Source organism: Kibdelosporangium banguiense (genome assembly GCF_017876405.1).
In the GTDB taxonomy this organism is placed as follows: Bacteria; Actinomycetota; Actinomycetes; order Mycobacteriales; family Pseudonocardiaceae; genus Kibdelosporangium; species Kibdelosporangium banguiense.
The window spans coordinates 9300975-9313703 of record NZ_JAGINW010000001.1 but is presented as its reverse complement, the minus strand read 5'-3'; the positions used below and the strand labels follow the sequence as shown (position 1 = coordinate 9313703).

Annotated in this window: 11 protein-coding genes; 4 read left to right on the top strand and 7 right to left on the bottom strand. The window is 66.4% G+C overall.

All coding sequences use genetic code 11. The features are described 5' to 3' along the window. Nucleotides 1-142: 142 nt before the first annotated feature. On the top strand, nt 143-1276 hold the full coding sequence (locus tag JOF56_RS42340; RefSeq protein WP_209645211.1) for an MFS transporter: 1134 nt from the start codon (nt 143-145) through the stop codon (nt 1274-1276). An 8-nt stretch (nt 1277-1284) separates the two neighbouring features. Here the strand turns inward: JOF56_RS42340 and JOF56_RS42335 are convergent, their stop codons facing one another. The 5 genes from JOF56_RS42335 to JOF56_RS42315 form a co-directional block, all read right to left on the bottom strand. Then, entirely contained in the window at nt 1285-1779 is a 495-nt protein-coding gene (locus JOF56_RS42335) for a hypothetical protein (protein WP_209645210.1), read from the bottom strand. Between the two features lie 2 nt (nt 1780-1781). Beyond that, entirely contained in the window at nt 1782-2768 is a 987-nt protein-coding gene (locus JOF56_RS42330) for a HEAT repeat domain-containing protein (protein ID WP_209645209.1), read from the bottom strand. A gap of 10 nt (nt 2769-2778) precedes the next feature. Next, the gene (locus JOF56_RS42325) at nt 2779-3300 is read right to left on the bottom strand and encodes a zinc-dependent metalloprotease family protein (protein WP_209645208.1); all 522 of its coding nucleotides are present in this window, start codon (nt 3298-3300) and stop codon (nt 2779-2781) included. A gap of 271 nt (nt 3301-3571) precedes the next feature. Beyond that, nucleotides 3572-5773 (bottom strand): hypothetical protein, encoded by a 2202-nt coding sequence (locus JOF56_RS42320; RefSeq protein WP_209645207.1) that lies wholly within the window; start codon nt 5771-5773, stop codon nt 3572-3574. Nucleotides 5774-5943: 170 nt separating this feature from the next. Further along, nucleotides 5944-6306 (bottom strand): hypothetical protein, encoded by a 363-nt coding sequence (locus JOF56_RS42315; RefSeq protein WP_209645206.1) that lies wholly within the window; start codon nt 6304-6306, stop codon nt 5944-5946. A 180-nt stretch (nt 6307-6486) separates the two neighbouring features. Here JOF56_RS42315 and JOF56_RS42310 point away from each other — a divergent pair, with 180 nt between their 5' ends. Next, complete coding sequence (locus JOF56_RS42310) at nt 6487-7350, top strand: thioesterase family protein (RefSeq protein WP_209645205.1); 864 nt, start codon at nt 6487-6489, stop codon at nt 7348-7350. A gap of 40 nt (nt 7351-7390) precedes the next feature. Here the strand turns inward: JOF56_RS42310 and JOF56_RS42300 are convergent, their stop codons facing one another. Then, nucleotides 7391-8254 carry a family 43 glycosylhydrolase gene (locus tag JOF56_RS42300; protein ID WP_245378605.1) on the bottom strand — a complete coding sequence of 288 codons (864 nt, stop codon included), beginning with the start codon at nt 8252-8254 and terminating at the stop codon, nt 7391-7393. Between the two features lie 843 nt (nt 8255-9097). Here JOF56_RS42300 and JOF56_RS42295 point away from each other — a divergent pair. After that, nucleotides 9098-11077: an alpha-L-fucosidase gene (locus JOF56_RS42295; protein WP_209645204.1), complete on the top strand. Its 1980-nt coding sequence runs from the start codon at nt 9098-9100 to the stop codon at nt 11075-11077. A gap of 152 nt (nt 11078-11229) precedes the next feature. Continuing rightward, on the top strand, nt 11230-11955 hold the full coding sequence (locus tag JOF56_RS42290) for a FadR/GntR family transcriptional regulator (protein ID WP_209645203.1): 726 nt from the start codon (nt 11230-11232) through the stop codon (nt 11953-11955). A gap of 13 nt (nt 11956-11968) precedes the next feature. Here the strand turns inward: JOF56_RS42290 and JOF56_RS42285 are convergent, their stop codons facing one another. Further along, nucleotides 11969-12682 carry a FadR/GntR family transcriptional regulator gene (locus tag JOF56_RS42285; RefSeq protein WP_209645202.1) on the bottom strand — a complete coding sequence of 238 codons (714 nt, stop codon included), beginning with the start codon at nt 12680-12682 and terminating at the stop codon, nt 11969-11971. Nucleotides 12683-12729 lie beyond the last annotated feature (47 nt).

The following is a 12729-nucleotide window of genomic DNA, read 5'->3' as shown; positions in this document are numbered from 1 at the left end:
AAGGCAGGGCCGTGGGGCGGCTTCGGATCGCTGCCTGGTGTTCCCGTGCGGACCAGGTGTCCGACGCCCGCGAGAAAAGAGTCCTGATGCCGCCAGTGAACAGCGATCTCCCCGTGCCCTCCGCGCCCGGCAGGTGTGGCCGATGACCGGCGCGTCGCCCGCGCCGGCGATCGGCATCCGTGTCGGTGCCGCGCTGGTGACCGGAGCCTCGCTGGGCAATCTCGGCGCCAACCTGATGCCGGTCCTGTTGCCTGGCATGGCCGGCCGGTTCCACCTGTCGAACACCTCCTCAGGCATGGTCGCCACCATGCAGCTGCTCGCGACGGCGCTGGCAACACTCGGCACGGCGTCACGGGCGGCTCGCCCTGGACGGGCGCGCATCGCCACGTTCGGGCTCGTCGCCACCGTGGCAGGATTCGGCCTGGCCTTCGCCGCGCCGGACCTCGCGATACTGACTCTGGGCAACATCCTGGCCGGCGCCGGTCTGGGCGTGGTCTATGCCGCCGCCATGGCGGCGATCACCGCGACCGACGACACCGACCGGGCCTCGGCCGTCGCCGTCGTGGGCGGCACGCTCGTGATCGCGGCCCTTGTCATCGCACTGCCTGAGGCCAACGATGCCTGGGGCGGAGCGGCGGGTTTCGCGGTCCTGGCCGCGTGCTGCCTTCCGGCGTTTTGGCTGGTGCGTGCCCTCCCTGATGCGGCCGAGCCCAGCCACGGCCCGGCATCGGAGGTGCCGGTCCCGGTGGTGTTTCTGCTGGCGGTAGCGCTGTTGGGGGCGACCGATCAGGGTGCCTGGTCCTACAGCGCCGTGCTCGGAGAAGGCCATGCGGGCATGTCGGCCGGCACCGTCTCAGTGGTTTTGTCGATCGCGTCCATCGCATCTCTGGCAGGCGTGGGCCTGAGCGCATTGGCGGCCGGCAAGGTCGGGCGACTGTCCATCGTGGCCGCTTTCGTTGCCGTGGAAGGCATTGCCAAGCTGGTGATCGCCGCGGTCCCGTCAGGGGCGGCCTACCTCGCCGCCGCGATTGTCTGGCAGATCTGCTTCATGGGCCTGCTCGTCCAGGTCCTCGCCGTGGCAGCATCCGCCGACCGCAGCGGCCGTTGGGTCGCGGCGGCAGGTGGCGCGCTGGCGATCGGTACGGGGCTGGGCCCGGCTCCCGCCGGCTGGATCCTCGACTCGTTCGGTGCTCCGGCGTTCGGCCTGGTTCTCGCCCTCGCCACCGCCGTGGCAGCGGTTCCGCTTCTGCGCACCGTTCGCGCCGTCTGCGGATAGGCGCGGCCTCAGATCCGTCGTATCGAGTTGAACACGTCGTCCGCCAGCCGGCAGGCGGCGACGTCCACACAGGACACACGAATCGTCAGGTGGTTCGACTCATCCTGTTGCGTGCTCAGGATTCGCACCCAGCCCCACGGGTTGCCGTCGCCTCTGAACGCAACCTCTGCGGCGGTGCCGCCGGTGATCTCGCGGCTCGTCCGGACGAATTCCGGTTTGTCTGTCAGAGCGGTCAGATCCTCACCGAAACGCCCGTAGTCGTAGACCACCTCATAGTTCGGTCCACGCATCACGCCGAACGCCGAGTCGACTGGCTGGAAGTCTTGAGCCTGAGCATCGGGCGGCACGGCGAAACTGACGGCATCGACGAGTGTGATCTCGCGCCATCCTTCGGGTTTCACAACGTTGTTGCCCCCGTCCGGCTTCGGGTGGGCGCAGGCGCCGATCGTGGCCAGCACGAGCAGTAGGACAACCGGTAAACGGCGATCGGCACCTGCGGTCACTCTCACCCTTCCATCGAAGGATCCCTCTGCGGACTGCGTTTCGTCGTGACCTGCCGGCTGGAGACACCGGAGATCTCGATGCCACTGGCTGTCGCGTGAACGCGCGCTACTACTGGGGCGACACCGGGAGCCATTACGGCGCGCAGACCCAACTCGACCCTGCCGTCCTGCACCGACGCCTCGCCAACGTACACGGCTTCACCGCTGGGACGGCTCAGGCGAACGGCAACTCGCCCCTCGCTGGTCGGGTGGCTGAGCGCGATCAGGCTCGGATGGAACTCGCCGTACTCAGGATCCTGCACGGCAACGACGGCGGGGACTGCGGGGCGACCACTCAGCTGCTGCACGTCGAGGTCGACCGCGATCGCCAACAGCCGGCGGCCGCACTGGACCTCATAGACGTCCTGCTTGCTGACGTCGAACCATGGCAGGTATCGGTTGATTGCCTTGAGGGCCTGGTCGCGGCGTCTGAGACCGGGGCGAACGCTCGCGAATGTCATTCCGCCTGCCGCTGCCGGCACCTCCTGCGTCTCCGGTTGCGCCAGGTCCACCTGATGGTCGGAGAGCCCGAACCGGTGCACGATCAGCGCCGCTGCGAACGTTGCTCGTTCACTCGTCGGCCCGTCGCCACGCTCTCGCACGCGTCGCAACGCCTCAAGCTCGGATGGCGTGCCGACGTTGCCCAGCGCCGCCGCAGCAGCCCTCCCCACGCCGTCGTCGGCGTCATCGAGCGCGTCGACAAGAAGTGGAATGGAATCCGAACCCGCGACCCGTGAATAGATGCCCATCGCGCCGATCCGGACGTGGCGTGCGAGGTCCGGATTCCCGACCGCGTCTCGCAGCAGTGCTGCCGGGTCGACGCCGGGGGCGTCGATATCGGAAAGCAGTGTCAAAGCCGCTGACGAGGGGATTGTGGCGACCTCGCCGGCGATTGCCTCCCGTAGTATTTCCGCACTGAGGTTGTTTTCGGGAATGTCAACGTGGACCATATTCACCTCATCAGGGCTCGATGAAACAGTGAGATCTCATGGTGTTGCCCTGTGCGGCGGTGAGCAGGCCACCGTTCGGGACCGACGGGAACATCAAGTTGGACGAGTCGCCGGTCACGTGGCTCAAGCCGAGATAATGGCCGACTTCATGCGCGAGAACCTGCCCGGTCGTGCCGCCGATGAGCTCGCACACCGTGCCGTCCATCCCTTTGGCATTCTTGTCGCATGGGCCGGGGACCGGTGACAACCCTGCGACAGAGCCGACATAGAGCCGGACGAAAAAGACGTCGACAGCGTTGTTGGCCACTGTCCACTCGTCTGTCAGCGTTTCGGCCTCTCCGTCGTTGTCGATGACGTCACGACCGTTGGCACTGGCGAGCGGTATGATGTAGTGCTCGACCCGCCGGAGTGTCAACCCGATACTCGCATAGATACCGCGAAGTGTTCCGATGGCATTGTTGATTGTCGTCAGGTCGGCTGCCGAGAAATTCTCGGACCCGACTCTGATGATGTTGAGGCTAATGCCCGGCATGCACGTCCTCCCCAAATATCCTGACGGGCTGTGCCGGGCAAGTCTCCTCTCATCGTTATTCGTTACTCAGCCGCCGAACGGGTGAAGAGGGATTATCGATCAGGTCCATTCTGATCGTATGTTCGCAAACAATGGACCGACTCGAAATATCGGACGACTGTCATCTTTGAGTGATTGATCCGAACCCTTCAGGTGGCTGACTCGTCGTGCAGCGCGCGCACGAACGCGGTTGCGGCTGCTGAGCGGTCCTCGTCGGTGACCACGATGGTTGTCACTGTGCCAGGGCGCTGATTGTGGTCGTCGTGTCGCGGATCGCGGTGCGGACCTGTTCGTCGATGATTCCTGGGGTCTGGCCGGGCCAGAAGGTCACGACGTGCTTGTCGCGGTCGGCGATTTCCCGCAGCGCCGGCAGGATCGGGGCAGCGGCCGGCCCGAGTTCGGTGAGCAGGCCGAGCAGGTCAGTCCAGGGGTCGGCGCCGGGCGGGTTCTCGGCGGTGACCACTCTGGTCAGAGCCGGCAGGACGAGGTCAGGGTCGCTGGTCAGTCGCCAGAGCGCGCGGTAGGCCCGCAGCCGCTGCGTGAACGGTCTGCTGTCGGTGGACAGCATTCCGGTCAGGGTCGGTACGGCGTCCGTCTGTCCTAGGTCGACAGCGAGGATCGCGGCCTCGACCTCGCCGTATCCGATCAGGTCGGTGTCGAGGTTGTCGAGAAACTGGCGCGCGATGGGCAACGCTTCCCCGGTGTCGCCGGTCCACTCCCAGATGAGCCGGGCGACCGCGACGCGTTCGGACTGGTACCACTCGGGGATCTCAGTCAGCCAGTCCGCTCGTGCCTGGCGCATCCTGGGCAGCAGGCCGCGGGCCGGTTCACCGATCTCGATCAACAGCGCGATCGCGGGGATGTCCGCACCGTTGTGGGTGATGTGCCGCCAGGCTTCTTCGATGGCGGGCTGCGGGTCACCGGTCAGCAGCCACCGGGCTCGGGCCAGGGTCACCAGTGTCTCGTTGGCTACGGCACTGTCGCCAAAGGATTCCGCGCGTGACGGCAACTGTGGCAGGGCATGGGCGGCGGCCGGCCCGATCGTGGCGAGGGCGTTGGCTGCCTCGGTGCCCGCTCGGCCGGACTGCAGCAGACTGACCAGTTCGGGGACGACGGTTGCAGCCGACGGTCCCCACGCCTGCACAAGGCGTAGCAGCCCGAGGCATTCCGGATCGGTGTGGCGGCCCTGTCCGCGGATGTCCCGGATCGCGGCAATGTCCCGTTGGTCCGGTGCGTTGCCGGCCAGTGCGGCGAGCCGGTCACGCACCGCGTCGAGTAATTCAGGGGTGGCCGGTGCCCCCATGGCGGCCAGCGCGATGCCGAGGTCGTCGGCCCCGGCGCCGGCCCGGATATGAGCAGGCAGCTGCTTGCTTGCCCGTGGGTCTCCGAGTTCGGCCAAGGCGGCGACCGCCTGCCCACTGGCCTCGTCGTCGCGGCCAGCCGCCGCTTCCAGTGCGTCGGCGAGGTGCGCGGCCGCCGGGCCGGCCCGGCGGACGGCATCGGTGGCGGCAAGCCGGACCCGCGGGTCGGGATCGCTGAGGGAGGGCACGAGGATCGTGGTCAGCGGCTCCCGCAGCGACCGCCGCAGGCCGATCGCGGTGCCTGCGTGGATGGCCGCCCGCATCCGCACGTCCGGGTCCGCGGAGTTCAGCAACGCCGTGAGAATCGGGGCCTGATCGGTGGGCTCGAGGTTGTCCAGCAGGTCTTGCATTGCCTCCGGGTACCAGTCCGGCGGACCCCATCGCCCGCCGTCGTCACCGGCGAACGGATCACCGTCGCGCCAGGCGTCCCGGACGGCGGCTACCGCTTTGGCTCCGGGCCAACGCCGGCCGGTCCGGACGGCGGCCAGCACCGCGGCGGCGCGGACGACCGGTGCCTGACGGGCGGCAAGTCCGTCCTTGATCAGGGTGGTGCGCCGGTCGAGGTCGGCGGACGCCATCACGAGACCGGCTCGAACCCGCGGATCGGGTTCCGTTGCCCACCGCTGCCGCAAACCCTCTTGGATGTCCGCGACCCGGTCCGGACAGCCCGACAGCGCGTACGCGGCGACATACCGGGTCCACGGATCCTCGTGGGCCAGCAACGGCAGCAGCCGGTCCACCTCCGCGGTGACCGCAGCGCGCACTTCGGCCCGCTCAGGCTCCTCCGGGTCGATCTCGTAGGCGTGGGCCAGATCGCCGAGTAGATAAATGATGCTCGCGCGGAGCGTATCGCCGACGCTGGTCAGCAACTCGGCAAGAAACGGCACGACCGGCGCGGTGGCCGAGTACACCGTGCCCTGGTGCAGGATCTCCCACTGCAGGTCATTGAAGGCATCGATCGCGGCCTGCTCGCCGCCCGCCGCGATCGTCCGGAGAAGATCAGGTATCGGCTCGTCCGAGACGCCCGCGACCTCAAGCTCCGCCCATGGCACCGAATCCAACGCACCCAGCATGCCCGCCGACGCTACTCGTGCCGGGGACGTGCGTCCTACGTGGCCCGCAATGCCGCCTGCATCGCGCAGGCGGTCCGCATTGGATGCTATTACGGCAGATGCCCTCTCGTATTGTGGATTTGTTCTGTCGCAAGAACAATCATTCCCAACGAGAGGGCATCTGTGGGGTCCTACCAGCGAACGCCGACGCTGACCGGGCCCTGCGGGCCGCTGACGTAGGCGTAGACGTGCCCAGCGGGCATGAACTTGCAGGTCCAGCTCTGCGGTGGGGCCGCGGCGTCGAACCAGTTCTCACCGCACGCGAGGCGCCCGTTGATCACGACGCCCCATTTCCCGGTTCCGCTGCCGTGCACGTCGGCGTCGACGTACAGGTCCCCGCCGGGGAACCCGGATGCGTTCGTGTTACAGGCGGTGCCCGAAGGGATGTAGCACGAGTTGCCGCCGGCCAGCGCGACCTGCGGTGACACAGCGAGCGCCGAAGCGACGACCGCGGTCGCGGTCGCGGTCAGGCCGCGCATGATTGCTTTACGCATGTTGCCCTGAATGATCGGGTTTGTCGCGTCAAAGCATCATCGAAGATCGTCTCGGCGTGCAATGGTTTCAAGCCAGGCTGAAATGGCTCGTGAGCATTGCGCGCGGCAGTCGGCGTGTGTAGGCCGAATTCACGCCGGGCTGACTACGCTTGGCTGGAGCCGATCCCGGATGGAGCTGCCGTGAGCCAGTCCGAATTCACTGAGGAGACAACGGTCGCAGCCGACGTTGACATTGAAAGCCGTTACCTGGCAAAGCTTTCAGCCGCGTGGAACGCGCCAATCCTGCCCCAGGGCGGGCTGACTGCTGCGATCGTGGCACGCGCGATGCAGGAGTATCTCGACGACGTGTCGCAGCCGCTTCGCTCGTTGAGCACGGTGTTCACCGCTCGCGTTCCGCCAGGCGATGTCACCGTGGATGTATCCGTTCTGAGACGCGGCCGGTCGATGAGTCAGCTCGCGGCGACGTTGTGCAACGCGGACGGCACACTCGGGTTGACTGCCACCGGCATTTTCGGCGCCACCAGGCCGGGATTCGCCTTCACCGACGCGACTGTCCCGCCGTGTGTCCCGCCTGAGCGATGCCCGTCGTTCCGCGACGCTCCAGCGGACGCGGAGGGGATCATCCCGGCTTCGTTGTGGGACCGGGTCGAAGGCCGATTGGTGCGGGGCCACTCGCCCTGGGTCGAGCATGCACTGACCACGTCCGAACAGATCTACTGGTATCGCTTCGACCAGACGCCGACCCTTGCCAGCGGTGCGCTGGACCCGCTGGCGTTGGTGGTCCTCGGGGACACGATGCTCGGATCTGTGGCCGAGCGGATGGGTACCGGCCTGCCGCGATGGCTGGCACCCAGCGCCGACCTCACCGTGACATGGTTCGCCGAAGCCCGTGGTCCGTGGATCCTCGCCCGCAACCGTGCCCGGCACGCCGGACAGGGGTACGTCACGCTGGAGAATGAGCTGTGGGACGGAGACCGGCTGGTCGCGTTGGCCACCCAGCTGGCTTTCTTCAGCTTCCCCGGGAAAGACCAGCCGTCCGCGTAATGAGCACGGCGGCCTCCTCGACTGGTGAACTGCCACCAGTTCATGTTGAACAGATAGCCGCTGGCGCCGGTGAACTTGAGGAACAGGTCCTGGGTTCCGTGGAGCCGTCCTCGTCGTGTCCTGTGTAGAGGTACACCCGTCCGTTGTAGAGCATCGGGGCGGGGTCGGCTGTGTAGATGTGCTGGACGAGGGGGTTGTCCGCCCTGGCCACAGCGGGGAAGACCGCCAGGGCACAGACAACGCCGAGCAACCAGGCTACTGTGCGCTTACGCTTGAGGGATCGCACTGTCGACTCCAAAGGGGTGGTGAAGACCTGTTGTGAGCGGACTTCGGTCTTGCCGTCCGGGGAGAGTTGGGCGACGCTGATGTTGGAGTTGCCGTAGGCGACGTACATGGTGTCGTTGTCGTCGACGAGCATTCCGGCGTCGTAGTAGCACTTGTTGATGGTGGTGTGCCGGGACCATTGGCCGTCGACGGCGGTCGCGGTGTAGATGTGGGTCTGGCCGAAGTCGATGCAGCCGCCCCAGTAGAAGGTCTTGTTGCTCTTGCGGTAGTTGAGGAAGGAGGCCCAGATGCCGCGGACGTAGCCGCGGCCGCCGTTGAGGTCGTACTTGGCGCCGAAGTCCAGACGCGGCACCGAGTGGCCGGCGAACTCCCAGTTCACCAGGTCGTAGGAGCGTAGGATTGGTGCGCCGGGGGAGTAGTGCATGGTGGATGCCGAGTAGTAGTACGTGTTGTCCACGCGCAGGATGTCGATGTCCGCGAAGTCCTGCCAGAGTATGGGATTGGTGAAGTTCGCGGCCGGCTGGACATCGCCGGCGCCCGCCTGTGCCGAAGGGCTTGCCATCAGGCCGAGCGCGACGGTGACAGCCGCGCCCAGCGCCCAGAGACGTCTGTGTGACATGGGATTCGCTTTCCAGGCCGAGATCCGGCCTGCGTCTGGCCGTGACAGGCCCAAGGACTGCGGCCATCCGCAGTCCTTTCGTCCTGGACCAGGGGCGCCGCCGTCGTACTCGACGCCGGCGGCGCCCCCGAGATCAGCAGGGGGCGTTGGTCTGTGTGGGTGGGCCCGGCCGGCAGTGGCAGCCGCCGCACGCGGCCCGCGGATCTCGAATGTCCTTAGTGGATTCGGCGCGGGCGGGGGCGTGCGGACGAGAGGGGTGTGCGGCGCAGGGATGTTGTCGCATCGAAAGTCCCCAACGTCATCGTTGACGGATGGCCGCAGTGGCGAATGGCTCGACCGGAGTGGGTCATCACCTTGTCGACGGCCTTGACTTTCGAGTCAATGTAGCGCTAGCGGTATCGTCAGTCAACGAAAGTTGTGAGCGCTAACATCCACGATCGCGCCAGGGGTTCGAACAACGAGATCATCTTATTCGGCCTGATGGCCCCAGTTACGCGGCTCTGCCATAGGGCGCTGGCCGTGCTCCTCGACAAGGATGACCCGTACCGGCTGGTCCGGCTTGTGAGCGTGAACAGTCGCTGCGACACTGGGAGCCGACATCCTGACATCATATGTTTGCGCTTGATCATTGCCGAGCTTGCTGATGTACTCGATCCGTCCTGTGTCACGGCCCGGTTTGGCATGTGCTGACCCGGGCGGCGCTTGACATGGCGCTGGCCAAACATATGATGACTTGGTGGTAGCGGTACGTGTCGACTGATGGCCTCAAGCCCGCGATCGGGGCCGGGTGTGCCGCAGCGCCTTCATCTCGCGCGCTTTTGTCGTTACGAGAGGTTCCCTGCCATGTCCTCTTCAACGTCTCGATTCAACCGCCGCAGACTGCTCATGGCTGCGGGGACCGCGACGGCCGCCGGGCTGTTACGGCCTGGCATTGTGCTTGCCACTGAAGGTCCGAGCAGCTATACGCCGTCCTGGCCGTCGGTCGACCTGCATCCTCCGGCGCCGGAGTGGTTCCAGGACGCGAAGTTCGGCATCTACTTCCACTGGGGAGTGTTCAGCGTCCCGGCGTTCGCCAACGAGTGGTACCCGCGCAACATGTATGCGGGCGGCTCCAACGAGAACCGGCATCACATTGCCACGTATGGTGATCCGTCGGTCTGGCCGTACCACAACTTCATCAACGGGGCCAGGGACAAGGCCGGCAACTGGGTGCAGTTCGCGCCGAAGCTGCGATCGGCGGGCGGCAACTTCGATCCGGGCGAGTGGGCGCAGCTGTTCGCCGACGCCGGTGCGAAGTTCGCCGGACCGGTGGCCGAGCACCATGACGGCTATTCGATGTGGAACAGCGGTGTCAACGAGTGGAACTCGGTGCGTACCGGGCCAGGGCTGGACCTGGTGCGGCTGCACGCCGACGCGATCCGGGCGCGGGGCATGAAGTTCCTGGTGTCGTTGCACCACGCCTACAATTTCACCGGCTACTACGAACGAGTGCCCGCACAATCGACCGCGAGTCTGCGCAAGCTGTACGGCCAGCTGGGTGCGGCGGCACAGAACCAGCTGTGGGTGGACAAACTCAAAGAGGTCATCGACGGCTATCAGCCCGACATCGTCTGGCAGGACTTCAACCTGCCGCGGGTCGACGAGGCCAGGCGGCTGGAGTTCCTGGCGCACTACTTCAACCGGGCGGTGGCGTGGAACAAGGACGTGGTGACCACCTACAAGGACGGGCTCAACAACCGGGGGTCGGTGTTCGACTTCGAGCGTGGCGGGCCCGCGGGTATCCAGAACCCGTTCTGGCTGACCGATGACAGCATTTCCAGCTCCAGTTGGTGCTACACCAACGGCATCGGCTACTACTCGCTCAACGCCATGCTGCACTCGCTGATCGACCGGGTCAGCAAGAACGGCAACATGCTGCTCAACATCGCGCCGATGGCCGACGGAACCATCCCCAGTGGACAGCGCACGATCCTGCTGGGCATCGGGGACTATCTCAAGCGGTTCGGTGAGTCCGTCTATGCCACGCGGGCCTGGGCGGTGTATGGGGAGGGCCCGACGCAGATGGGTGGCGGCTCGTTCGTCACGCCCAGGGCCGGCACCAACCGCGATATCCGATTCACCCGCAACAAGAGCAACACCGTGCTGTACGCGACCGTGATGGGCTGGCCGGGCAGCACTCTGAGCATCACGACCCTGAACTCGAACCGGATCAACCTGAGCAGCCTGACTTCCGTCCAGCTGCTGGACGCCACCGCCGGGACGTATGTCAACCTGCCCGGCCGCAGCCAGAACAGTTCGGGCCTGCAGATCACGATGCCGTCGGCGAGTGCCCCGTTCAGCGCGGGCGCGTATGTGGTGAAACTGACCTTCTCCGGCCAGATTCCCAGCCTGGACAGTGGTCCGGCGCCCACCGGCTGGGCCCGGATCACGAACGTCGCCAGCGGTCTTGTGCTCGACAGCGGTGGCAATGTCGGGTCTGGATCGGTGCTCAAGCTGTGGACCGTCGACAGCAGCACCAACTTGCAGTGGCAACTGGTCGACGCCGGCGGTGGCTACGTCCGGATCGTCAACCGCACCAACGGCATGGTCGCCGACAGCGGCGGCAACACCGCCAACGGTGCCAATGCCATCCAAGCGGCCTGGAACGGCGGCAACAACCAGCAGTGGCGGCTTGCCGGCCTCGGCAACGGCCGCTACAACATCGTCAACCGGGGTACCGGCACGGTCTTGGACAGCGGTGGCGGCACCACAGCCGGTTCCACTGTGAAGCTGTGGGCCCTGAACGCCAGCACCAACACCCAGTGGACCATCACGGCGGTCTGACTGTCACACCGCAGGTGGCGGCACGCTCCTGACCAGGAGATGCCGCCACCCTCGGCTGGTCGGCTGATACTCGAACGCCGAGATGGCTACCATGTGGCCTGACCAGGCCCGGTATCCGTTCGGCCGCCGAGGTGTCAAGGAGCTGAGCCGCGATGTCATTGACCGACGAGGCGATCTCGCGTATCCGTGAGCTGGTCCGGTCCGGCCGGTTCCCGGCTGGCGCGAGACTGCCTCCCGAGCATGAGCTGGCGGCGGAGCTCGGCATGTCACGCAGCCCGGTGCGGGAGGCCGTGAAGGCGTTGGCGGTGGCCGGCGTACTGGATGTGCGTCGCGGTGACGGCACGTACGTCACCAGCCTTGCGCCAAGCCTGTTGCTGGCCGGCTTGGGCAGCGCGGTGGAACTGATGCAGGGCAACACGTTGCTTGAGCTGATGGAGGTCCGGCGGCTGCTGGAACCGACTGCGACCGCGGTCGCCGCGGCCCGGATCTCCGAGGCCGATCTGGCCGTGGTGTACGAGCACCTGGAGGCGATGCGCGCGGCGGCCGACGACGTCGAACTGCTCAACTTCCACGACGCCGCCTTCCACCACGCGGTCATCGCCGCCACCGGCAACGAGGCGCTGACCACGCTGCTGGACGGAATCTCCAGCAGGACCCTGCGCGCGCGGGTGTGGCGCGGCATGACCGACAACGATGCGGCACCTCTCACGCTCGCCCAGCACACCGCGATCTATGAGGCGTTGGCGGAGGGGGACACCGCCACGGCCCATGCAGCCGCCTTGATCCACGTCGGCACCTCCGAACGTTGGTTGCGCGAACACCTCGCGGAGTCCGACACAGCGGCCGAGGAAGCGACCACTTTCCACGCTCCACAGTGAACACCGAGGTGATTCAGGTTTGACTGTCGTTGGGCGCGTCGGCGTCCGCCAGGTGGGCGCGTAGCCAGCGGTCCGATGTGTCCACGTGCATGAGGGCGGCGGCGGTGGCGACTGCGGCATCGTGGTTGGCCAGGGCGGTGTAGATGGTGTTGTGCTGGGCCAAAGTCAGGTGGGTCACGCCGCGGTCGACGGTGCCGCGCCAGATTCGTGCGCGCAGTGTGCGGGACGAGATGCTGTCGAGCAGTGTGGTCAGGGTTTCGTTGCTGGTCGCGGCGATCACGGCGTGATGGAAGGCCGCGTCGAGCACGGTGAGACGCTCGATATCGTCGGATGCCTTGTGCATCGCGTCGAGCAGTTGGTGGACTTCTTCGAGTTGTTCCGTGGTGATGCGAGTGGCGGCGAGGCCGGTGGCCGCGGGTTCGAGCAGTCTGCGTACCTCGGTGAGTTCGAGAACGCCGCCGCCGTTCATGAGCGCCACCGCGCTACCGAGGCCTTCCAACAGCAGGCTGGGCGCCAGGCTGGTCACGTAGGTGCCGTCGCCCCGGCGGACGTCCAGGACACGCGCGAGGCTGAGAGCCTTGACCGCTTCACGCACCGGGCTGCGTGAGATGCTCAGTTCGGAGGCGAGTTCCTGTTCAGGCGGCAGTTTCGAACCGGGGGGAAACCGGCCGGACTGGACGAATTCCCGGATCCGGTCGATCGCCTCGTCGGTCAGCGATCTCGGCATGGCAGTGTCCTCAGTCTTTCGTCGTGCTGGGACTGACAGTAGCAAAC

Coding starts and splice junctions, on each gene's coding strand:
- JOF56_RS42315 (WP_209645206.1), bottom strand. CDS start 6,306: ATGCGTAAAGCAATCATGCGCGGCCTGACCGCGACCGCGACCGCGGTC.
- JOF56_RS42320 (WP_209645207.1), bottom strand. CDS start 5,773: ATGCTGGGTGCGTTGGATTCGGTGCCATGGGCGGAGCTTGAGGTCGCG.
- JOF56_RS42325 (WP_209645208.1), bottom strand. CDS start 3,300: ATGCCGGGCATTAGCCTCAACATCATCAGAGTCGGGTCCGAGAATTTC.
- JOF56_RS42300 (WP_245378605.1), bottom strand. CDS start 8,254: ATGTCACACAGACGTCTCTGGGCGCTGGGCGCGGCTGTCACCGTCGCG.
- JOF56_RS42340 (WP_209645211.1), top strand. CDS start 143: ATGACCGGCGCGTCGCCCGCGCCGGCGATCGGCATCCGTGTCGGTGCC.
- JOF56_RS42290 (WP_209645203.1), top strand. CDS start 11,230: ATGTCATTGACCGACGAGGCGATCTCGCGTATCCGTGAGCTGGTCCGG.
- JOF56_RS42330 (WP_209645209.1), bottom strand. CDS start 2,768: ATGGTCCACGTTGACATTCCCGAAAACAACCTCAGTGCGGAAATACTA.
- JOF56_RS42285 (WP_209645202.1), bottom strand. CDS start 12,682: ATGCCGAGATCGCTGACCGACGAGGCGATCGACCGGATCCGGGAATTC.
- JOF56_RS42295 (WP_209645204.1), top strand. CDS start 9,098: ATGTCCTCTTCAACGTCTCGATTCAACCGCCGCAGACTGCTCATGGCT.